We start from the raw sequence: 20,627 nt of genomic DNA on the forward strand, positions 1-20,627 counted from the left end.
CCGCGAGAGGGTGCCGGGCTCGGGTGCGTCGTGCCCGGTTGTGCGTCCAGCCGGGTCAGAGGCTCACGCTGTGGCCGCCTGCGGGCGTGTCCATGGCGATCTCCGCGTACGCGGAGACGAGGAGCGCCGGGTCGGGGCCCTCGAGGCGGCTGGGGCGGCCGAGCTCGTCGAGGATGACGAAGCGCAACGTGTCGCCGCGGCTCTTCTTGTCCCGACGCATCGCGCTGAGCAACTGGTCCCAGCGATCGCCGCGGTAGGTGGTCGGCAGGCCGAGGGCCGTGAGGACGGCACGTTGGCGGTCGACGTCGGCCTCGCTCAGCCGTCCCGCAAGGCGGGCGAGCTCGGCCACGAAGACCATGCCGACGGACACTGCCGCGCCGTGGCGCCACTGGTAGCGCTCGACGTGCTCAATCGCGTGCCCGAACGTGTGGCCGTAGTTGAGGAACTCGCGTGGGCCAGACTCCTTGAGGTCCTCGGCGACGACCGCCGCCTTCCACGCGACGGCGCGCTCGATGAGCTCGACGAGCACGTCCTCGGGGACGCCCGCTGCGCCCTGAGTGAGCTCGGCGGCGTGGGTCTCGATGAGCTCGAGGACCCGCGCGTCGTGCACGAATCCGCACTTGACGATCTCGGCGAGCCCCGCGACGAAATCCCAGCGCGGCAGGGTCTGGAGGGCATCGATGTCGCACAGGACCCCGGCCGGCGGATGGAACGCGCCAACGAGGTTCTTGCCCTCGGCGGTGTTGATCCCCGTCTTGCCGCCGACGGCCGCGTCGACCATCGCGAGGATCGTCGTCGGGACCTGGACGACCTTGATGCCGCGCAGCCAGGTCGCGGCGACGAACCCGCCGAGGTCCGTCGTCGCGCCGCCGCCGACGGCGACGATCGCGTCGGACCGCGTAAATCCAGCCTGGCCGAGGACCTGCCAGCAGAACGCGGCGACCTGCGCCGTCTTGGACTCCTCGGCGTCGGGCACCTCCGCCTGGATCGCCTCGTAGCCCTGTTCGACGAGGTCCGCGCGGATCGCCTCGGCGGTCGCGCCGAGCGCGGCCGGGGCGAGGACGAGAACACGGCGAACGTCGGGACCCAGCATCGTGGGCAGCTCGCCGAGCAGGTGGCGCCCGATGACGACGTCGTAGGGCGCCTCGCCGTTGACGGTGACGCGGACGGGTGCAGTGCTCACTTCTGGTCCCCCTCGATGGGTGCGGAGTCCCCGAGCTGCGGGGCAGGAGCCGCGTCGAGCGCGGCAAGGATCGTCGCTGCGACCTCGTCGGGCGTGAGCGTGTCGGTGTCGACGCGCAGCGTCGCAACGGACTCGTAGACGGGCCGGCGGGCCGTCATGAGCTGCTGCCACTGCGCGCGCGGGTTGCCGACGAGCAAGGGACGCGAGACGTTGAATCCGACGCGAGGGGCGGCCACGGCGAGCGAGACGTCGAGGAAGACGACTGTGCCGCCCGCAGCCGCGTACGTCGCAAGGACCGCCTGCGTCTCAGGAGCGAGCACCGCTCCCCCGCCAAGCGCAAGAACGCCGTCGTGCTCGGCGATCGCGGCCGCGACGGCGTCGCGCTCGAGCGCCCGGAACGCATCCTCGCCGTCGTCGAGGAAGATGTCGCTGATCGGCTTGCCCGCGCGGGCCTCGACGTCGGAGTCCGTGTCACGGACCGCCCAGCCCGTCGCAGCGCCGAGCGCCGCAGCGACCGTGGACTTACCGGAGCCGGGCGGACCGGCAAGGACGACGCGGGGCATGACGACGTTGGACACGTGGACGAGGGTACCCGCGCAGGCCGGACCGGTGCCGCCACGTCCGCGGGTGGCCTCTGTCCGACTCCCTCAACTTTCTCCCAGGACGTGCCGATGATCATGCGTTACCACTGGTACCGAGACTCACGTCACAAGGGGAACTCATGCGAACACCACGGATCGTCGCCGGGGCGACGGCCGCTGTCCTCGCGGTCGGGCTGCTCACCGCACTTCCGACAGCGGCCGCGGCGACGGACATCGTCCAGGTCGACACGACCCGGACATCAACGACGTCGACCGGTCAGGTCCGGCTCGCGTGGAAGGCGACGCCCGGGGCGACGACCTACACGGTCCAGGTGTCCGACGACCGCGGCTTCGGCTCCGCGAACATCGTCGACTCGGCAACGACGTCAGCGCTCGGCTGGGTCCCGACATCTGGCCTGTGGGGCGGGACGGCGGCACGCACACTGTTCTGGCGAGTCATTCCCAATGGCGTCGGCGCCCTCCCGCAGGACGCAACCGTCCGGTCGTTCACTCGTGCAGCCGCGCCCGTGCCTGTCGCCTCCGCGCCTGCATCTGGCTCGACGGTCACCCACCCCACGCCTGTGACGTTCAGCTGGCAGCCCGTTCCCGGCGCCGCGTCGTACACCCTGACCTACGGAACGGGAGCCGGCACTCCCACGACGGTCTCCGGCATCACGACGACCGCGTTCGCGCCCGCCGCCCCGCTCGGTCTGGGGTCGTGGCAGTGGAGCGTTCGCGCCCACTTCCCAGTCCCCGGCTCGGCGACGGCAACGTTCGCTGGTCCCGAGACGACCCTCCAGCGGTTGTCCGTGGTGTGGCCCGACGCGGCTTCGCGTCCGAACCTCATCTCACCTGCCGACGGTGCTCGTCTCAACGACGTCACCCTCACGTGGTCTCAGGTTGCCGGAGCCTCGAAGTACCTCGTCGAGCTCTCGGCCGACGAGGAGTTCTCTCTCGTCAGCCTCTCGAGCGAGGTCTCGGGCACCGCATTCACGCTCACTCGGCCGCTGCCGAGCTCGACGTACTACTGGCGGGTCCGGGCGTACGACGCTCAAGGGAACGCCGCACGCAACCCCTCCGCACCACGTCAGTTCCGCAAGATCATGAGCGACAGCGCGGCCTCCGTCGTCGCCGCGAGTGCCACGACCACGAAGCCGGTTCTCGAGACCGGGTCAACGGACTCCGGCTCGCCGACCGCTATCGGCTTCGACGACTTTGCCATCACCTGGCAGCCGGTTCCGCGTGCGTCGTTCTACCAGGTCACGGTTGCCCAGATCAATGGTGGGGCGCCCCTGACGTGCAAGACCGCGAGCACGACCGCGACGATCATCGCCAGCTATGTCGCCGACGGTAACCAGACGTCGGCACACTCCTCGCCGGCCACGTGCCTCTGGTCGACGACGCCCAACCGCGCCATCAGGCCGGGCGCCATGTACAGCGTCAACGTGACCGCGGTCAACGTTGCGGCTGACAGCACGACGAACTACCAGTCGAAGTTCTCGACGGACAAGGATGTCGTTCCGAGCGCAACCTCCGAGACGCGTTACTTCACGGTGACCGCGGAGGGACGTGCAACGGCGACGAACGCAGTCGTTCCCGATCAGACGAGCCTCGTCACGTCGTCCAAGGTCAGCCCGTCGTTCTCGTGGGCGCCCACGCTCGTGGTCGACGGAGCGGCGGAGGAGCGCGCGACCGGCTACCTCGTCGAGCTGTACACCGACGCGAGCAAGTCCTCGAAGATCGGCACTCTCATGACGCCGACACCCCGCTACACCTCGAACGGAGTCTTTGCGCGGAACACCACGACCGCCTCTGATGACGCGTACTACGCCGAGATCTCGGCGATGCGCGGCGGCCCGACGACGACGCCGACGGACTGGTCCAAGCTCGTCAAGGCGTCGACGGGCTCGGTCGCGTGGAAGCGCACCGGATCTGCCCCCGCCGCCGGCACCACGATCAACGCGGCCGGCCAGACCGTACTCACGATGGCGCCGACCACCGCAGCCGCGCTCGGCGGCGCCAACCGCGGCTATCGAGTCCTCATCCACGAGCCGCGCAGCACGTCGGTCGTCGCCACGCTCAATGTCGATCAGCCGTCGACGCTCGCGGCGAGCAAGATCTCCTACGCCACCTCCGGCCGCGTCACGCTGTCCACACTGCCAGCGGGATCGTACGAGTACCGCTATGCGATTCTCGACGGCGCCGGACTTCCGGGCCCTTACTCGGAACGGAGTCCGTTCAAGGTCGGCGACTCGACAGTCACGTCCCTGACCGAGACGGTCCTGCCCGGCCGCACGGGTGTGCGTCTCGGCTGGAGCCCGGTCGTCAGTGCCACGTCCTACGAGGTGACCGTCACACCGCAGGGCGGCCAACCGACGACGTACAAGTCACAGCAGACGTCCCTCGTCCTCACTGACCGCACGCCGGGCCTCGCCTACACGTGGTCGGTCGTGTCGCGCGACAAGGACTCCAACCGCTCGCTGTCCTCGGCCGCTCGGACGTTCAAGGCCCCGGTCGCCGTCGTGGCGACCAGCGGTGTCGCGACGTCGCCCGCCTCAGTGCTGCGGTTCGACTGGTCGCCCGTGGCAGGAGCCTCGCGCTACGTCGTCAGCGTCCGCAAGCAGGGCACGACGACACCGGTCGAGGCGGCGGAAACCAGCTCGACGTCGTGGACTCCCACGAAGCCTCTGGTGTACGGGACAGCGTACGTCTGGGACGTGCGTGCGGTCCCCGAGAAGTCGTTCCCCCTCACCTCGGCGACGCGGCCCGTCATCGCGCGGTCGCTCGAGACGCGCCTCACGGTCACGACGCCCCCAGCCACCCCTTCAGGGCTCAAGCTTGTGGGCGGCAAGGGAACCGTCGCTGCCAGCTGGACGCGGCTGGCGGGAGCGTCCATGGGGAGCCCGACTGCCCCCGGTTACGTCCTCCGCTTCGGCGTCGCCCGCCCGGATGGGCTCGACCCTGCATGGTCGGGCACCGTCGCCGTCGGTTCTGCGGCTGCGCGCACCCTCTCGGGGCTCAAGCCGGCGACGTCGTACGTCGTGCAGATTGCCGCGGCGAACGCGGTCGGCCAAAGTGCGTGGAGCAGGTCCGTCTCGGTCACGACGGCCCACACCGCACCGTCCGCGCCCCGCGCGCTGAGGGTGACCCGCGGCAACAAGCAGGTCACGGCACGGTGGTCGGCACCCTCGAGCGCCGGCTCGAGCGGCATCACGGGCTACCGGATCCAGACTCGCACCTATGCCAAGGGCAAGTGGTCCGCGTGGAAGACGGTGAGCGCCGCGGCGACATCTCGTTCTGCCAAGGTCACAGGCCTGAAGAACGGCGTGAGGACCGAGGTGCGCGTCATCGCGACGTCGAAGGTCGGCACCAGCCCGGCCACTGCGTCGAAGGTCGTCACGCCCGCGAGCAAGCCGCTCGCCTCGACGAAGGTCAGTGCGAAGTCCACCAAGAAGCGCTCGGTCAAGGTCGCGTGGAAGGCCGCAGCGTCGAACGGGTCGAAGGTGACGGGCTACCGCGTCCAGTACTCGTCCAACGGCAAGAAGTGGAAGACGCTGAAGTCCACGAAGTCGAGCGTGCGCTCGTACACCTGGAAGAAGGGGAAGTCGAAGAAGACCGCGTACTTCCGCGTCCAGGCGAAGAACGCCCTCGGCTGGGGCAAGGTCTCGCGGACCGTGAAGGTCACAGTCAGGTGATGAGGGCCGGGGCGGGCAGCAATCGCTGCTCGCCCCGGGTCACCGGGCAGCATGAACGACGTAGGGGCGGGATCCAGACGGATCCCGCCCCTACGTCGTTCGTCGTCACGCTCAGCGCATGTGCTCCGGGATCGCGGCGACGTACGCCTCGTAGTTACGGCGGACCTCGGCGACCGAGTCGCCGCCGAACTTCTCGAGGACAGCGTCTGCGAGCGTGAGCGCCACCATGGCCTCAGCGATGACGGCGGCCGGTGCGACGGCGCACACGTCGGAGCGCTGGTGCTGCGCCTGGGCGGCCTCCCCCGTCGCGACGTCGACGGTGCGCAGGGCGCGGGGAACGGTCGAGATGGGCTTCATGGCGCCGCGCACACGCAGCACCTCACCGTTCGACATGCCACCCTCGACGCCGCCGGCGCGGTTCGTCGCACGCGTGATGCGGCCGCTGACGACGTCGATCTCGTCGTGCGCCTGCGAGCCGCGGCGGGTCGCAGTGCGGAAGCCGTCACCGACCTCGACGCCCTTGAACGCCTGGATGCCCATGATCGCCGCCGCGAGGCGAGCGTCGAGGCGTCGGTCGGAGTGCACGTACGTGCCGAGGCCCGACGGAACACCGTACGCGAGGACCTCGACGACGCCGCCGAGCGTGTCCCCGGCCTTGTGACAGTCATCGATCTCAGCAACCATCGCGGCCGACGAGCCTGCGTCGAAGCAGCGCACCGGGTCGGCGTCGAGCGCCGCCACATCATCGGGAGCGGGGAGAACCGCATCCTCCGGGACCACGACGGGCCCGATCGCGACGACGTGGGAGACCAACCGCACACCGACGGCCTGCTCGAGGAACGCGGCCGCGTAGACGCCGAGCGCGACGCGCGTCGCGGTCTCACGCGCCGAGGCGCGCTCGAGCACGGGCCTGGCGTCGTCGAAACCGTACTTGCGCATGCCGACGAGGTCGGCGTGCCCAGGTCGGGGACGCGTGATCTTCTTGTTGCGCGCGATCTCACGGACGTCACCGGTGCCGGCGTCGACGTGGAGCGCCGAGGCGTCCACCGGGTCAGGTGCCATGACGTCGACCCACTTGGGCCACTCGGAGTTCGCGATCTCGAACGTCACGGGTCCGCCCTGCGTGACGCCGTGGCGCACGCCGGCGAGCACCCGGAGCTCGTCCTGCTCGAACTTCTGGCGCGCCCCGCGTCCGTAGCCGAGACGGCGTCGTGCGAGCGCGTCGCGGACGTCCGTGCTCGTCACCTCGACACCCGCGGGAAGGCCCTCGATCACTCCGACGAGTGACGGGCCGTGGGACTCACCTGAGGTCATCCAGCGCAGCATGGCGCGATCCTTTCACGTGGGACGACGACGCCCCCGCCCCGTCCGCAGTGCGGTCGGGGCAGGGGCGTCGGTCATGGCATGCCCGTTCCGTCAGCTGGCGCCGTCCGCCTTGAGCTCACGGCTGAACGGGTTGTCGGACGCCTTGCGCTCTGGGAGCTTGATCTCGCCGTCGTCGACCGGGTCGAGGTCAAGCGTCTTGTCCGTGAGGATGTAGAAGGCACCCGACACGACGTACTCGACGTCGCCGTCGTCAAGGTCGCGATCCAGGATCTTGTCCTTCGTGAGAGACGTCGCCTCAACGCTCGACACGAGGAAGTAGCGCGGAAGCTTCTTCTGAATCGCGTCGAGGTAGTCGTTCGCCTCGTTGTACGTCCCGTAGAACGTCAGGGTCGTCCCGAAGGCGACGAGCTTGTCCCCAGCGGGGTCGGGCTTCTTGGAGGCCGGCTTCGCAGCCTTGTTCTCCCCCTCCTTGACCGCCTCGCCGTCGGCGCCGGCCGACTCCTTCTCCGTGTCCTTCTTCGCGTCCTTGCCGGCCGATCCCTTGATCGTGTCGGAGACCGAGTCGGCCTCCTTCACGCGGTCGCCGCTCAGCGTGACGACCTCCTGCGCGTCAGAGACGACCGCCGAGATCTGAAGGACCCCGGCATCGTCGGCCAGCTTGTCGAGGTCCGCGAGGAGCTGGGGAACCGCGCCGTCGGCCGGGAGGCGCACCTTGAGTGCCGCGAGCTCCGCCCGGAAGGCGTCGATGTTGTCGAACTGCTTCGCGAGCGTCGCTACCTTGGCGGCGAGCTGCACGTTCCCCGAGTGAAGCTGGTCAGCCTGCGTGTTGAGCTCAGCGGCCTTCTCGCGCTTGGGCTGCACGAGGACAAACCAACCGAGAGCCATGAGGACAAGCGCGAGGACGACCGCACCCGCGATCCACGCCTTGCGAGGGTTACGCATCAGCGCATCTCCTTCGGGAACGTCGTGCCAGAGAGCGCACGCAGGTTGACGGTCACCGACGCGATCGTCGAGTAGAAGAGGTCGTTCCCGTCACCCTCGATCGTCTCCGCCACCGCAAGGCGCGCGGACTCGATCGTCGGGAGGGCCTCGAGCGCCGCAAGAAGCTCGCTCGCGTCGGGCTTCGCCTTCGAGACGAAGTCGAGCGAGACACGTGCGTGCAGGACCGAGCTCTGCGACGGGTCGTTGAGGCTCACGGATCCGAGAGCTGCCTCCCAGCCCTCGATGACAACCTTGCGCAGCTCGGTGTCCTGGGGCAGCTGAACAGTGATCGCATCCAGCAGTGCGACCCACTGGATGTCGCCCATACCGGCCCGGAAGAGCGCCTTCTCCGTGTCCGAGATCTTGCCGAGGACCACGGGGACCTCAGCGTACTTACGCTGCTCGGTCTGCAGGCGGGCTGTCTCGACGTTCTCAGCGTCGACCCGGTCCTGGGCACGTGAGACCTGGCCCATAGCAAGCACCGTGACCCCGCCGATGGCGAGGAGCACGACGACGACCGCTGCGAGAAGCACGATCTTGAGCTTCTTCAGGCTCCGCGCCTCTGTCACATCGGTCGGGAGCAGGTTGACCTGCGGCAAGCGACTCGCGCCAATGTCCTTCTGCGTCCGCGCAGAGGAGCCTGAGGCGGCGCCTGTCTTCTTCAACGCGAGGCTCATGATGCGACTCCATACGCGAGGCCGACGGGGAGCGCGATCCGGGAATCAACGGCCCTGGCGTCCGTGGCGGTGCGCGCCACGTCCAGGTGCTGCAGGGGACTTCCCAGTGCGACGGGAAGTCGCGTCGCGCTCGCGACGAACTGACCGAGACCTGGAAGCATGACGGCGCCGCCAGCAAGGATGAGCGTCTCGACGGGGGTCTGCGGGTTGCTCTGAGCGAAGTAGCCGAGCGTTCCGCGCACAGCCTCGACGAGCGTCGTCGACACGTGGGTGATCGACTGTGCCGCTGGTGCAAGCTCGGGGTTGAAGCCGTGACCGATGCCGATCTCGCGCTTGAGCCGCTCAGCCTCGACCTGCGTCGTCCGCAACGCCGACGCGACTCCGTCAGTGATGTTGTCGCCACCCTGCGCGAGGTAGCGCACGAGACGCGGCTTGCCCTGGCTGACGATGACGATCGTCGTGATGCGGGCACCGATCTCGACGATGCCCACGGTGCGCTGAGCGAGATCCTGCTGGACGAGCGCTCGTGTCAGCGCGAACGCGTTGAGGTCGACGATCTCGGGGGTCAGGCCGGCTGCCTCGCACGCGAGGACGTTCTGGGTCACGGTCTCGCGAACGGCGGCGACGAACAGGCCCTGTGCCACGCGGCCCGTCTCGTTGACCGACTCCCCGGTCGGATAGAAGTCGAGCAGCGCGCTGTCGACAGCGACGGGGAGCAGCTCCTGCGCCTGGAACGGGAGCGTCTTGCGGATCGCCGCAAGCGGCATCCAGGGCAGTTCGAGGTCACGCACGATCACGCGCTGATTACCGACCCCGATGTTGACCTTCTTGGACGAGAAGCCGCCCTTCTGCCACAGCTGTCGCAGTGCGCCGGCCACGGTCGAGGTCTCGACAACCTCCCCGTCACGCACGGCGCCCACGGGCAGCGTGATCTCTGCGAACCGGTGGAGCGTCGCACGCGACGCACCCGGTCCGCCTGAGCCGAACTCGATCTCGGCGGCGCGTACGGCGCTCGTTCCGATGTCGAGGCCGACGACTCTCGTCTTAGCCACAGTCATCCTCCGGAGGTGTCGGCGTGTTCACGCACGCCATCGCAGTTATCGGCGCTCGGGCCGTCCACCTTGAGCCCACTGACGGAACTCCTCGGCGCCTCACCCAAGAAGCCGGAGATAGGCGGCAGCGATCTGCTCGCCATAGGCGATGCCGACCGCGGCCCCCAACGCCATCCACGGCCCGAAGGGCACACCCGACTTGCGGGTCGCCTTGCCGAGCGCTATGAGGACGACGCTCAGCACGCCGCCGAGCAGGAACGCTCCGAACGCACCGACGACAAGGCTCCCCCACCCGACGTAGCCCATCCCGAGACCCAGGCTGAGCGCGAACTTCACGTCGCCGAATCCCATCCCGGCGGGATAGATGACGAGGAGCACGAAGTAGAACGTGAAGAGAGCGGCAGAGCCGATGAGGGCCCGCCATAGCGCCCCCCAGTCCCCGGACACTGCGCTCGCGGCGACAAAGATGGCGAGCAGGACAGGGACGACTCCGAGCGTCAACGGGTCCGGGAGCCGGTGCGTGTCGAGATCGATGAGCGCAAGAGCCCACACGACGGCCGCGAGGACGAGGAACGCCACGAGCTCAACAACGACTCCGAAGCGCAGGAGCACCAGGACGAAGAGCGCCGACGTGGCCACCTCGACGAGCGGATAGCGCACGGAGATCGGCTCACCACAGTCGCGACAGCGTCCACGCAAAAGAGCCCAGGACAGGACGGGCACGTTGTCGCGAGGCCGGATGGCATGGCCGCACCGAGGACACGCGCTCGGCGGTGAGACGACCGACTCCCCCCTCGGGACCCGCCAGATGACGACGTTGAGGAACGAGCCGATCGCCAGCCCAAGAGCGGCGACGAGGATGTAGAGAGGAATCACGGGCGGACGTCGAACCTCATGACCGGGGCGAAGTTGTACTTCTGGTCGCCATCGTCGGTCATTCCGGGAGGCGTGCCGTCGGAGTAGGTGATGTGGGTGTCGACCGAGACATTGGTCTCGCAGGCGTAGAGCGAGCCGTGGAACTTCACGCCGTTGGTCAGCGTCGCCTTACCGTTGGTGTAGACGAACGTCGCGACATTCGCGTCGAAAGCGGTACCACCGGAGTTGATCGTAATGTCGCCACGGCCGCCGCCGGCCCCTGTGCAGGACTGCGCTCCGGCCGGCAGCGGAACGATGAAACGGACCACATAGCTCTTGGTCGGGTCCGCGCCCTTGATGAGCAGACCGTTCGAGGACGTGAAGCTCTTGACGACGAGCGTCGTGTCGGCTCGCACGGTGAGCCTGAGACCACCGTCCGACCCGTTGAAGCGCACCTCGCAGTTGCGCGCATCGATCACCGATGCGGCCGAGGGGCCGACCAGGTGTCCGTTGAGGCTGTAGGACGCGTTGGCGACCTCACCGGTGCAGGTCGTCCCCGACCGCAGTGTTGACCACGTCGGTGCGTTGTTCGCGACCGCATTGTCCTTGATCCAGGAGCCATAGTTGACGACGTCCGGGTTCCCGGCGGAGGAACCAATGAGGTCGCTCCAGTAGATCGTCGGCATCTTTTGGTTGACAGGGGATGCCGGCGGGTCCGACGGAAGGTTCTCGACGCGTGCCGAGCCGACCGTGCCACCCGTGACGGTCGTGGCGGCCTGCGCCCAACCCGTGATCGTCGAGTCGCTCTGCTGGTGGATGTTGCCGCGCGCCGAGAGCGCGTTCCCCTTGACGACGGTGTTCTGCGTCTCAAAGGCCCCGTTGGTCCAGACGTCGCCGTTGAGCTTGCAGCCTGAGCTCGCATACGTTCGCGAGGGCGACGCAACCGTGAGCGTGCCATCGACTGTGGCCCCGCTGTTGCACTGCACCGCTCCCCCGGTCCACAGAGACTTGAGATAGCAGCTGTTCGACAGAGCGGCACTGCCGATCGCCACGACATCGCCGAAGACCTGCGCGTTCGAGTTGCAGGCAAAGTTTCCGTTGGTGAACACGCCGCCACCGTCGACCTTGAAGTTGTTCGTCGTGTGGAGGCTGCCGTTCGAGAAGAAGCCGTACTTGAACAGCGGCGGGAGCGGCTCGTCAGGGGTGATCTCAACCTTTTGCTTGACGGATCTCGCCACCGTCTTCGTCCCGCTCGTCGAGGTCACGTCCATCGTCGCGGTGGAGATCATCTCCGCCGCGACGACCTCGGTCCCGTTCGCGAACGCGCCCGGGCAGACATAGGGGTCGCTCTCGGCCGAGCCGGCGAGCCGGTAGGCGATCTTTGTGACGACGTCGGACGTCCCCGTCTCGGTGCTCACTGACGTGGTGATCTCGCACCGGAACATCGACTCCTCGCCGATGATGACGTTGTTGATCGCCTTGTGGGCGTTGTCGATCCCGAGGTCGGCGGCCGCCTGCGCCTGCACCCCGGCTCGAGCCTCAGTCGACACCTTCGAGGCGTACGTGCTCGAGATCGACATCGTCAGCGCGAGGATGAGGAAGGTGAACCCCAGGCCGATGACCATGATGAGCATGTTGCCGCTGTCGTCCGACCGCAGCGCTCGAAGTCTAGAGATACTCACCACAAGTCTCCTCACCGATTCCTGGACCCTGAATGCGCGGGATCACGGTCGTGTTGATGCGTACGGGGGCGTCGATGCGGGTTGACGAGTTGTCGAAGCGAATCATCGCTCCCCCGCCCACGCCGGTCGTCTTGAAGATCGGCACGAGGCTACCGGCCTCGTCCTTCGCTCGGTCGATGTTGTCCGCGACCATCCGCCACGTCTCGATCGCGGGCCGAGCGGTGAGACCGACCGTCGCAGATGCCGGCCCCGGAACGTCGACCTTCTCGTAGAGCGCGCGCGTCACGTCGTCGTAGAACCACGCCTTGCACCGCCAGCTCGCAGCAGCCTCGTTGTCTTCACCTACACGGGTCTTCACCACGAGCAGGTCACCGCTGAAGATGCTGGTGTCGACCTGGATCTTCGCGGCGTTACGGACGCTGCCCTCGATCGTCGCCGCCGCGAGCTGAGCGTTGTTCGACGCGTCGGCCAGCGAGTCCTGCGCCTGCTGCACGCTCCGCCCGTTGATGAAGGTCGTCGCGATGAGCGCGCTGAGGATCACCATCATGATGAGGTAGATGAGAAGCTCGGCGAGCGAGGCACCGCGGTCCGAGCGCAGGGCGTCGCGCAGGTCGGGGCTCCGGTGGGCTTGTGGCGTCCTAGTCATTGAGCCAGTACTCCGTCGTCACGTCGGCGAGAACCTTTGAGCCCTGCTTGACCTGCACCGTGAAGTCGACCGCTCGGTCGTCCGTCGCGTCACACGTGGCAGTGTGGCTCACGGTGAGGGGTGTCGCCGACCGACCGTCCGTGATCGACGTCGAGAGAACCGGGAACTCACCCGGCGTCTTCGCGAGCTCGTAACCGAGGGCCTGGATGAAGCGGACGCACCGCGGGTCGTCGTTCACGGGCAGCTGGAGCGTCCGCGCTGCCTCAACTTGCGAGTTCGCAATCCGTGAGGCCGTCGTCACGCTCGCCGACCGGTTCGTGAGCGACAACGACTGCACGAAGACCGGGATGAGACCAAGGAGCAGGACCATGAAGAGCATCATGGCGACGAGGATCTCGACGAGGCTGAAACCCTCGTCGAAGTTCTTGCTGTCATGAGGCTGCACGGCTGACCCTTCGTTGCACTGGACGGACACGCCAACGCGGGGCGCCGTGGAGGCGCCCCGCGTTGACACGAGTGATCCTAGAATCAGGAGCAGTCGGCCGACTCGAAGATCTTGCCGGTCTCGTTGGTCGAGAACGTCTTGACCTTGCCGTTGGCAGCGGTGGCCTCGAGGCAGAACGTTCCAGCGCCGATGTCCGACGTCACGATCGACGACAAGACACCGTCAGAGCCGTTGAAGCCAGCGGTAGCAAGGTCAGCCGGGAACGCGGTCGGGTCGTCGACGAGCGCGGTCGCGATCGCGATGCGCGCGTTGGCGAGGTCGGACTTCGCAGCGGCGTCAGCGGCCTTCTTCTGCTGGTCCATGTAGAGCGGGATCGCGATCGCGGCGAGGATGCCGATGATGATCACGACGACGAGGAGCTCGACGAGGGTGAAGCCCTTGTCGCCGTCCTTCTTGTTGAGAGCCTTGGAAACGCGAGCGATCATGATGATCTCCTTGCAGTTCTGATCTGAGTGGTGGTGGGGCTCAAGCCGTTCCCGGCCTGTGCGCCACCCCCTACTTCGGCAGCAAGAGCCGGGGACTTGAGCATGTGACGCAAGAAACTTCTGACGAGTTTCGCGTGCTCAGCCCATGAGCTCGAAGATCGAGAAGATCGGCATGTAGAGGGCGACGATCATGCCGCCGATGACCACGCCGAGGAACGCGATCATGAGCGGCTCGATGAGTGCAGTGAGCTGCTCCGTCGCGGCCTCGACCTCCTGGTCGTAGAACTCCGCGACCTTGTGGAGCATCGTCTCCATCGCACCCGAGTCTTCACCCACCGCCATCATCTGCACGACCATCGGTGGGAAGACGGGATGCTGCGCAAGCGGCTTGGAGAGCGCGTGTCCGTTCCGGACCGAGCTCTGGACATCTTCGATCGCCTTCTCGATGACCCAGTTGCCTGAGGTCTCCCCGACGATGTCGAGGGCCTGAAGGATCGGAACACCAGCGCCGAGCATCGTCGCGAAGTTACGCGTGAACCGAGCGATCGCAACCTTCTGAAAGAGCGAGCCGAAGACGGGCATCTTGATCTTCGCGGGATCAACCTTCGAGCGCACCGCGTCCGAGTTCTTGTTCTTGTTCCACCACACCATGAACACGATCGCCGCGACCACGAGCACGGGAGCGAGCCACTTCATCACACCCGAGAGCCAGACGAGGAAGAGCGTGGGGGCCGGCAGCGTCCCGCCCAGGCCGTCGAACATCTTCTCGAAGACGGGAACGATGAACAGCAGCATGCCGATGACCGCAAGGATCGCCATGAACAGCACGACCACCGGATACGTCATGGCCGACTTGATCTTGGCGCGGAGCTTGACCTCAGCCTCGTAGTTGCTCGCCACCGACAGCAGCGCCTTCTCGAGGAATCCACCCGTCTCACCAGCGCGGATGATGTTCGCCATGAGGGGCGGGAAGACATCCGGGAACTTGCGCATCGCGCTCGAGAGCGAACCACCGGTCTCGACGTCGTTGCGCACCTGACCGAGCGTCGTGGCCAGCTTCTTGTTCTCGGTCTGGTCGGCGAGGATGTTGAGCGCGCGCAGGAGGGAGAGGCCCGCCGAGACCATCGTCGCGAACTGACGCGACATGACCGCAAGGTCCTTGAGCCCGACCTTGCCCTCGCCGAAAGAGATCTCCTGCTGGAGACCCGACGTCTTGACCTCATCGATCGACATGGGCGCAAGACCCATGGTCCGCAGGCGCCCGACAACGGCGGCCTCGTTGGCCGCCTCGAGCCGGCCCTTGACGATTCGACCCTTGGTGTCACGAACCGTGTACTCGTACTGCTTCGTACCGATGTTAGACATCAGAAGCCTCCCATGACAGCAGCATCATTGTTGAACCCGCCGCCAGCCATGCCGCCCGAGCGGCCCGAGAGTCGGTTGAAGTCCTCGACATGGTGGCACTTCTCCAACCCTGTCTCGTACGAGATCCGGCCCTGCTGCACGAGGTCAGCGAGGTGCTGGTCCATCGTGTGCATGCCTTCAGCCTTGCCCGCCTGCATCGAGGAGTAGATCTGGTGGGTCTTGCCCTCACGGATGAGGTTGCCGACCGCGGGCGTCGCGATCATGATCTCGGTCGCGACGGCGCGCCCCGGTCCGTCCGCACGCTTGCACAACGTCTGACAGACGACACCGCGGATCGTCGATGCGAGCTGAACGCGGATCTGGTCCTGCTGCGAGGGCGGGAAGACGTCGATCACGCGGTCGATCGTCTGTGCCGCATCCTGCGTGTGCAGCGTCGCGAAGACGAGGTGACCCGTCTCAGCCGCGGTGAGCGCGGTCGAGATCGTCTCCTGGTCGCGGAGCTCACCGATGAGGATGACGTCGGGGTCCTGACGCAGCACGTGCTTGAGCGCCTGGGCGAACGAATGCGTGTCCGTGCCCACCTCGCGCTGGTTGACCAGCGACTTCTTGTGCGGGTGCAGGAACTCGATCGGGTCCTCAACCGTCATGATGTGGTCGGCTCGTGTGCGGTTCGCCAGGTCGACGATCGCCGCAAGCGTCGTCGACTTGCCCGAACCCGTCGGGCCCGTGACGAGCACGAGACCACGCGGCAGGTTGGCGAACGAGCCCACCACGGGCGGGACACCGAGCTCTTCGAGCGCCTTGATCTCCGAGGGGATCACGCGGAAGGCCGCACCCACAGCGTCACGCTGCTGGTAGATGTTGACACGGAAGCGCGACCCGCCACGCACCTGATATGCGAAGTCAAGCTCGAGGTTCTCCTCGAACGTCTCGCGCTGCTTCTGCGTGAGGATCCGATAGATCGAGCGACGCAGACCGATGCTCTCGAGCTCCGGGTACCCGTCGACGTCGACGAGCGCGCCGTCACGACGGATCTTCGGGGCCGAGCGCGCCGTGAGGTGCAGGTCTGAGCCGCGATAGGTGACCACGTCGCGCAGGAGCGAGTCGATGTCGACGTCGCCCTCCTCGAGTCCCTGCGAGAGCGCGACGCGCGCGCTACCAGAGACGCCCGTCGCGGCCTGGGCAGGCCGTTGCGCGGCCTGGGCCGGGGCCTGCTGCGCGGCGGGACCCTGCGGTGCCGCGGGCAGGGTCGCCGACGCAGCGGCCGCAGCGGGGCGCTGAGGCGCGACGCCTGCGGGCGGCTGGCTCCACGACGCGGGCGCGCCACCCGGCGCTCCGGTAGGAGCCGAACTCGACATCGTCGGCTTCATGGGGCTCACAGCCTCCGGCGCCCGACGCATCTCCTGGGGCGGCGCAGCCGGAGCGACACCGTCGGGGAGGAAGCTCGCGACCGGCGTCCGCTGAACCACAGGCGCAGCAGCGGGGGCCTCGACGCGTCCCATCCCGACCGCAAACGCGCTTGCGGCACTCGGCGGTGGGGCGACTCCCGCGGCTCCCGCACCCGAGGGCGCCCACTGCGCCGCAGCAGACCCTGCATCTGAGCGCCCAGGGAAGCCCTGAGCGGTCCACCGAGAGTCTGACGGTGGCATCGTGTCGTTCATCGAAAACCTCTCGTTCCGCGGCGCACACTACGCACGCAGCGATTATCGGCGTACTTGCCGCTCGACTTGAGCCTCGCCCGGTCACCGAGCCCTACGCGACGACGCGCAGAATCTCCTCGATCGTCGTGCGGCCCTCGATGACCTTCTCCCAGCCGTCGTGCCGCAGCGTCTGCATCCCCGCGGACTGCGCGTCGCGCGCGATGTCTGCTGACGACGCTCCGGCGACCGCTTGACGCTCGATCGCCTCGGTCACCTGCATGACCTCGTGAAGCGCGAGACGCCCGCGATATCCGGTTCCAGAGCATGTCGTGCAGCCGACGGGGCGTTGAAGAACTGGCTTCTGCTCCCCCGCGATCCACGGGAACCGTGCTCCGGTGAGCTCCTCGTCGGCAGGGATGTACGGTTCCTTGCACTTCTCGCACAACTTGCGCGCAAGACGCTGCGCGACGACGCAATCGAGCGCGGAGCCGACGAGGAAGGGCTCGATCCCCATCTCGACGAGACGCGTGACAGCTGAGGGCGCATCGTTCGTGTGGAGCGTCGAGAGCACGAGGTGACCCGTGAGTGCCGCCTCGATCGCGATCTGCGCGGTCTCGTGGTCACGGATCTCGCCGAGGAGCACGACGTCAGGGTCAGAACGCAGGATCGACCGCAGCGCGCTCGCGAACGTGAGGCCCGCCTTGGGGTTGACCTGCACCTGGTTGATGCCGTCGAGCCGGTACTCGACCGGGTCCTCGACCGTGATGACATTGATCTCGGGCTTCGAGACAGCGTTGAGCGTCGCGTACAAGGTCGTCGACTTGCCCGAGCCCGTCGGGCCGGTCACGAGGATCATGCCGTACGGCTTCTTGTACGACTCCTGGTAGATCTGGAAGTTCGACTCGCTGAACGACAGGTCGCGCAGGTCGAGGCGCGCCGTGGAGTTGTCGAGGATTCGCATGACGATCTTCTCGCCCCACACCGTCGGCAGCGTGGCGACACGGAGGTCGATCTTCTTGCCGTTGTGCGTGACCGACATGCGGCCGTCCTGAGGCTTGCGACGCTCAGCGATGTCAATGTCCGAGAGGATCTTCACGCGCGAGATGACGCCACCAGCGATCTGCTTGGGCGACCGCTGCATCTCGTGAAGAACGCCGTCGATGCGGTACCTCACGCGGAGGTCCTTCTCGGTCGGCTCGATGTGGATGTCCGACGCACGGTCAGTGATGGCCTGGGTGACAAGAAGATTGACGTACCGCACGATCGGCGCGTCGTCAGCCACGGAGCTGCCGAGGTTGGACAGGTCGATCTCAACCTCGTCCTGCTCCTCCTCGAGCGCGCCGGCAAGCTCGTCGATCTCGTGGTCCGCGCGCACGTAACGGTCGATCGCACGGCCGAGGTTGTCGTGCGACGCAACGACGGGCATGACCTGCATGCGCGCGGTCTGCCGGATGTCGTCGAGCGCCATGACGTTGCCCGGGTCAGACATCGCGACGACGAGCACATCGTCGCGGAACTGGATCGGCAGAACGGTGTACTTGCGAGCCACCGCGGCAGAGACGAGCGCGACCGCCGCCCGGTCCACCGGGTACTCGTCGAGGTCGACGTACTCGAGCCCCACTTGCTGCGCGAGCGCACGCACGAGGTTCTCCTCGTTGAGGATGCCCAGCTCCACGAGCACCCGACCGAGGGAGGAGCCCCGTTCGATCTGGACGTCGAGCGCGTGCATGAGCTGGGACTCGTCAACGAGTCCCTCCTCGAGCAGGATCTCCCCGAGCTGCTTCATCTTCTTCGTCCCTCCATCGCACACCGGACGGTGCAACAGTCGTTATCGGCAGGCGAGGGCCGCGCCTGAAGTCTCGGGCGCGCTTTGCACAGGATCTCCAAAGGGACGTCGCGCACGTCGCGGTCCGCGCCGGGGAACGCGGTATGGCCTGAGCGACGAACGCCGCCTTCAGGCGCGGGCAGCGAGCTCCGCTTCGAGCGCATCGCTCATCGCTCCGAGCGGAGCGGGGTGCCCCGTCATGAGCCGGACCTGCTCGGCCGCCTGGTGCAGGAGCATCCGCTCCCCCGGCGCAGACGTGCCGCCCAGGCTCAGCCACGCTGACTGCAGCGGCGTGGGGCGCGGGTCGTAGACGACGTCGAGCAGCAGGCCGGGCATCTCGGCGCCGCGCGCCGCGATGCCCTCGGCCACCGCGTCCCCGCCCGTGCCGGGCACGGTCGAGATCACCAGGTCGGCGTCAGCAAGCACCGCCGGCGCGTCGTCGAGCCGACCGAAGGTCGGCTCGACGCCCATCCGATGTGCGGCGCGCCGGAGGGAACCGGTGCGCGCGAGGGAACGCACAAGCACGGACGCGTCGGTGATGCCCAGCTCGCCGAGGGCGGCCAGCGTCGAGGCCGCGGTCGCGCCCGCGCCGAGCACGACGGCGCGCGCCCGGCGCCCGTCGGGGGCGACGTACCCGGCCTCGCGCACCGCGGCGACGATTCCGTGGACGTCCGTGTTTGCGCCCACAACCGTGCGCACGCGGCCCGACGTCTGCAGCAGGACCGTGTTGACCGCGCCCACCACCTCGGCAAGCGGCTCGACGTGGTCGCACATGCTGAGAATCGTCTGCTTGAGCGGCATGGTGAGGCTCAAGCCCATCCACTCCGGCCCGCACGACTCGAGGAAGGCGCTCAGGCCATCCTCGGGGACGTCGTGCCGGTCGTAGTGCCAGTCGAGCCCGAGAGCCGCGTACGCGGCACGGTGGAGGACGGGAGAGAGCGAGTGCTCGATGGGGTGTCCGAGGACGCCCGCACGCTTCACTCCGACTCCTCCTTCTCCTTCTTGGCCATGCGCTCGTTGTAGTCCTTCTGCCAGGCGCGCAGCTTCGCGAGCGATCCCTGACGCTCTGCATCCGTGACCGCGAAGTCCGTCTCACCGGTCTCGCCGTTGACGGTCGTGAAGAACATCCACTCACCGGGCTCCGGGTTGAGCGCCGCCTCAAGAGCCGCCTTGCCGGGCGAGCCGATGGGGCCCGGAGGGAGGCCCGAGAACTTGTACGTGTTGTAGGGGTTGTCGATCTTCGTGTCGGCGTTCGACGTGAACATGTCCGCCGTGCGCTTGCCGTTGATGAAGTGGATCGTCGAGTCCATGCCGAGCGTCCAGCCCTGCTCAAGACGGTTCTCGATGACGCGCGCAACCTTGCCGCGGTGATCAGCCGGAGCCTCAGCTTCGACGATCGACGCCTTGGTCAGGAGCTCCTGCGCGTCCTTCATCTCGACGTCCAGGTCCTTGAGGACCGTCACCTGCTTCGCGATCATCGTCGTGAGCAGGTCGACGGCCGTCGTGTCCTCCTCGAACGGGTACGTCGCCGGGGCGAGCCATCCCTCGAGGTCATCGTTGGCCTCCTTGGGAAGGCCGAGCGCCTCGGTGTCCTTGGCCGCCTTCTCGAAGTCGGCGAGGGGGATCCCCGTGACCGTCGAGAGGCGTTCGAACGTCTCCGAGACCCAACGCCCCTCCGGGACGGTCACGCCGTCCTGCTTGAGGTTCTTGCGGTCGAGCATCGCGGCGAGCGCGTCCTTCGCGGGCATGCCCGTCTTGAGCGAGTACGTGCCGTAGCTGAGCACCGCAGACTTACCGTTGGCCGTCGCGTGCGCGGTGAGCGCCTCGGTGAACGCCTCCTGCGACTTCACGACCCCGGCGTCGACGAGCGCCGCCCCGATCGCCGAGCTCGACGCCCCGCGGGGCACCTTGACGAGCGCCTCGCCCGCACCCGGGCCCTCGAAGTCCGCAGCAGCCGCGGGCTTCGACTCGAACATGTCCGGGAGCGACTTCGCGAGGAACGCGCCCGCGCCGCCGACGATCGCGAGGCACGCGACAAGGATGACCGCGAGGCGCGTGCGCCGCTGCTTGCGACGGCGGCGGGCCGCCGGGTTGTTCCGGCTCGCAGCTCGGGTACGCGCGGACTGCGCTGCTGGCGCCGTGCTGGGTTCGGGCTGGGGGAACAGGTCGGTCACGCTCGGTCCTTCGTT

The 20,627-nt window shown here is 67.6% G+C and carries 17 protein-coding genes; 1 reads left to right on the forward strand and 16 read right to left on the reverse strand.

The genetic code is table 11. The annotated features are described in order from the left end of the window. Positions 1-55 precede the first annotated feature (55 nt). A complete protein-coding gene (gene aroB / locus ACTVCO_RS09265) occupies positions 56-1,183 on the reverse strand; it encodes a 3-dehydroquinate synthase (protein WP_443728135.1) in 1,128 nt (375 codons plus the stop codon). Further along, positions 1,180-1,746: a shikimate kinase gene (locus tag ACTVCO_RS09270; RefSeq protein ID WP_443728308.1), complete on the reverse strand. Its 567-nt coding sequence runs from the start codon at positions 1,744-1,746 to the stop codon at positions 1,180-1,182. Before ACTVCO_RS09270 ends, aroB begins: the two co-directional genes overlap by 4 nt. Before the next feature lie 158 nt (positions 1,747-1,904). Between ACTVCO_RS09270 and ACTVCO_RS09275 the strand changes: the two genes are divergently transcribed. After that, positions 1,905-5,459, forward strand: coding sequence for a fibronectin type III domain-containing protein (locus ACTVCO_RS09275; RefSeq protein WP_443728136.1), 3,555 nt, complete (start codon positions 1,905-1,907; stop codon positions 5,457-5,459). A 111-nt stretch (positions 5,460-5,570) separates the two neighbouring features. Here the strand turns inward: ACTVCO_RS09275 and aroC are convergent, their stop codons facing one another. The 14 genes from aroC to mltG form a co-directional block, all read right to left on the reverse strand. After that, positions 5,571-6,785: a chorismate synthase gene (aroC, locus tag ACTVCO_RS09280; RefSeq protein ID WP_443728137.1), complete on the reverse strand. Its 1,215-nt coding sequence runs from the start codon at positions 6,783-6,785 to the stop codon at positions 5,571-5,573. 90 nt (positions 6,786-6,875) lie between these two features. After that, a complete protein-coding gene (locus ACTVCO_RS09285; protein ID WP_443728138.1) occupies positions 6,876-7,727 on the reverse strand; it encodes a hypothetical protein in 852 nt (283 codons plus the stop codon). Beyond that, positions 7,727-8,443 (reverse strand): hypothetical protein, encoded by a 717-nt coding sequence (locus tag ACTVCO_RS09290; RefSeq protein ID WP_443728139.1) that lies wholly within the window; start codon positions 8,441-8,443, stop codon positions 7,727-7,729. Before ACTVCO_RS09290 ends, ACTVCO_RS09285 begins: the two co-directional genes overlap by 1 nt. Further along, a complete protein-coding gene (gene pilM / locus ACTVCO_RS09295; RefSeq protein ID WP_443728140.1) occupies positions 8,440-9,495 on the reverse strand; it encodes a type IV pilus assembly protein PilM in 1,056 nt (351 codons plus the stop codon). Before pilM ends, ACTVCO_RS09290 begins: the two co-directional genes overlap by 4 nt. A 99-nt stretch (positions 9,496-9,594) precedes the next feature. Beyond that, positions 9,595-10,371 (reverse strand): prepilin peptidase, encoded by a 777-nt coding sequence (locus ACTVCO_RS09300; protein WP_443728141.1) that lies wholly within the window; start codon positions 10,369-10,371, stop codon positions 9,595-9,597. Beyond that, positions 10,368-12,032 (reverse strand): hypothetical protein, encoded by a 1,665-nt coding sequence (locus tag ACTVCO_RS09305; protein ID WP_443728142.1) that lies wholly within the window; start codon positions 12,030-12,032, stop codon positions 10,368-10,370. The genes ACTVCO_RS09300 and ACTVCO_RS09305 overlap by 4 nt, the downstream gene beginning before the upstream one ends. Continuing rightward, positions 12,019-12,678: a hypothetical protein gene (locus tag ACTVCO_RS09310; protein WP_443728143.1), complete on the reverse strand. Its 660-nt coding sequence runs from the start codon at positions 12,676-12,678 to the stop codon at positions 12,019-12,021. Before ACTVCO_RS09310 ends, ACTVCO_RS09305 begins: the two co-directional genes overlap by 14 nt. Then, positions 12,671-13,123 (reverse strand): type IV pilus modification PilV family protein, encoded by a 453-nt coding sequence (locus ACTVCO_RS09315; RefSeq protein ID WP_443728144.1) that lies wholly within the window; start codon positions 13,121-13,123, stop codon positions 12,671-12,673. The genes ACTVCO_RS09310 and ACTVCO_RS09315 overlap by 8 nt, the downstream gene beginning before the upstream one ends. 83 nt (positions 13,124-13,206) lie before the next feature. Next, the gene (locus tag ACTVCO_RS09320; RefSeq protein ID WP_443728145.1) at positions 13,207-13,608 is read right to left on the reverse strand and encodes a prepilin-type N-terminal cleavage/methylation domain-containing protein; all 402 of its coding nucleotides are present in this window, start codon (positions 13,606-13,608) and stop codon (positions 13,207-13,209) included. 138 nt (positions 13,609-13,746) lie between these two features. Beyond that, the gene (locus ACTVCO_RS09325; protein ID WP_443728146.1) at positions 13,747-14,973 is read right to left on the reverse strand and encodes a type II secretion system F family protein; all 1,227 of its coding nucleotides are present in this window, start codon (positions 14,971-14,973) and stop codon (positions 13,747-13,749) included. After that, positions 14,973-16,634 carry a PilT/PilU family type 4a pilus ATPase gene (locus ACTVCO_RS09330; RefSeq protein ID WP_443728147.1) on the reverse strand — a complete coding sequence of 554 codons (1,662 nt, stop codon included), beginning with the start codon at positions 16,632-16,634 and terminating at the stop codon, positions 14,973-14,975. The genes ACTVCO_RS09325 and ACTVCO_RS09330 overlap by 1 nt, the downstream gene beginning before the upstream one ends. A 91-nt stretch (positions 16,635-16,725) precedes the next feature. After that, entirely contained in the window at positions 16,726-18,399 is a 1,674-nt protein-coding gene (locus tag ACTVCO_RS09335; RefSeq protein ID WP_443728148.1) for a GspE/PulE family protein, read from the reverse strand. Between the two features lie 168 nt (positions 18,400-18,567). Next, positions 18,568-19,419 carry a shikimate dehydrogenase gene (locus ACTVCO_RS09340; RefSeq protein ID WP_443728149.1) on the reverse strand — a complete coding sequence of 284 codons (852 nt, stop codon included), beginning with the start codon at positions 19,417-19,419 and terminating at the stop codon, positions 18,568-18,570. After that, positions 19,416-20,612 carry an endolytic transglycosylase MltG gene (gene mltG, locus ACTVCO_RS09345; protein WP_443728150.1) on the reverse strand — a complete coding sequence of 399 codons (1,197 nt, stop codon included), beginning with the start codon at positions 20,610-20,612 and terminating at the stop codon, positions 19,416-19,418. Before mltG ends, ACTVCO_RS09340 begins: the two co-directional genes overlap by 4 nt. Positions 20,613-20,627 lie beyond the last annotated feature (15 nt).

The sequence above is a fragment of the Sanguibacter sp. A247 genome, from assembly GCF_052324925.1.
Lineage (GTDB): Bacteria > Actinomycetota > Actinomycetes > Actinomycetales > Cellulomonadaceae > Flavimobilis.

Coding starts and splice junctions, on each gene's coding strand:
- ACTVCO_RS09320 (WP_443728145.1), bottom strand. CDS start 13,608: ATGATCGCTCGCGTTTCCAAGGCTCTCAACAAGAAGGACGGCGACAAG.
- aroC (WP_443728137.1), bottom strand. CDS start 6,785: ATGCTGCGCTGGATGACCTCAGGTGAGTCCCACGGCCCGTCACTCGTC.
- ACTVCO_RS09270 (WP_443728308.1), bottom strand. CDS start 1,746: ATGCCCCGCGTCGTCCTTGCCGGTCCGCCCGGCTCCGGTAAGTCCACG.
- ACTVCO_RS09335 (WP_443728148.1), bottom strand. CDS start 18,399: ATGAAGCAGCTCGGGGAGATCCTGCTCGAGGAGGGACTCGTTGACGAG.
- ACTVCO_RS09310 (WP_443728143.1), bottom strand. CDS start 12,678: ATGACTAGGACGCCACAAGCCCACCGGAGCCCCGACCTGCGCGACGCC.
- ACTVCO_RS09285 (WP_443728138.1), bottom strand. CDS start 7,727: ATGCGTAACCCTCGCAAGGCGTGGATCGCGGGTGCGGTCGTCCTCGCG.
- ACTVCO_RS09325 (WP_443728146.1), bottom strand. CDS start 14,973: ATGTCTAACATCGGTACGAAGCAGTACGAGTACACGGTTCGTGACACC.
- ACTVCO_RS09290 (WP_443728139.1), bottom strand. CDS start 8,443: ATGAGCCTCGCGTTGAAGAAGACAGGCGCCGCCTCAGGCTCCTCTGCG.
- ACTVCO_RS09330 (WP_443728147.1), bottom strand. CDS start 16,634: ATGAACGACACGATGCCACCGTCAGACTCTCGGTGGACCGCTCAGGGC.
- ACTVCO_RS09275 (WP_443728136.1), top strand. CDS start 1,905: ATGCGAACACCACGGATCGTCGCCGGGGCGACGGCCGCTGTCCTCGCG.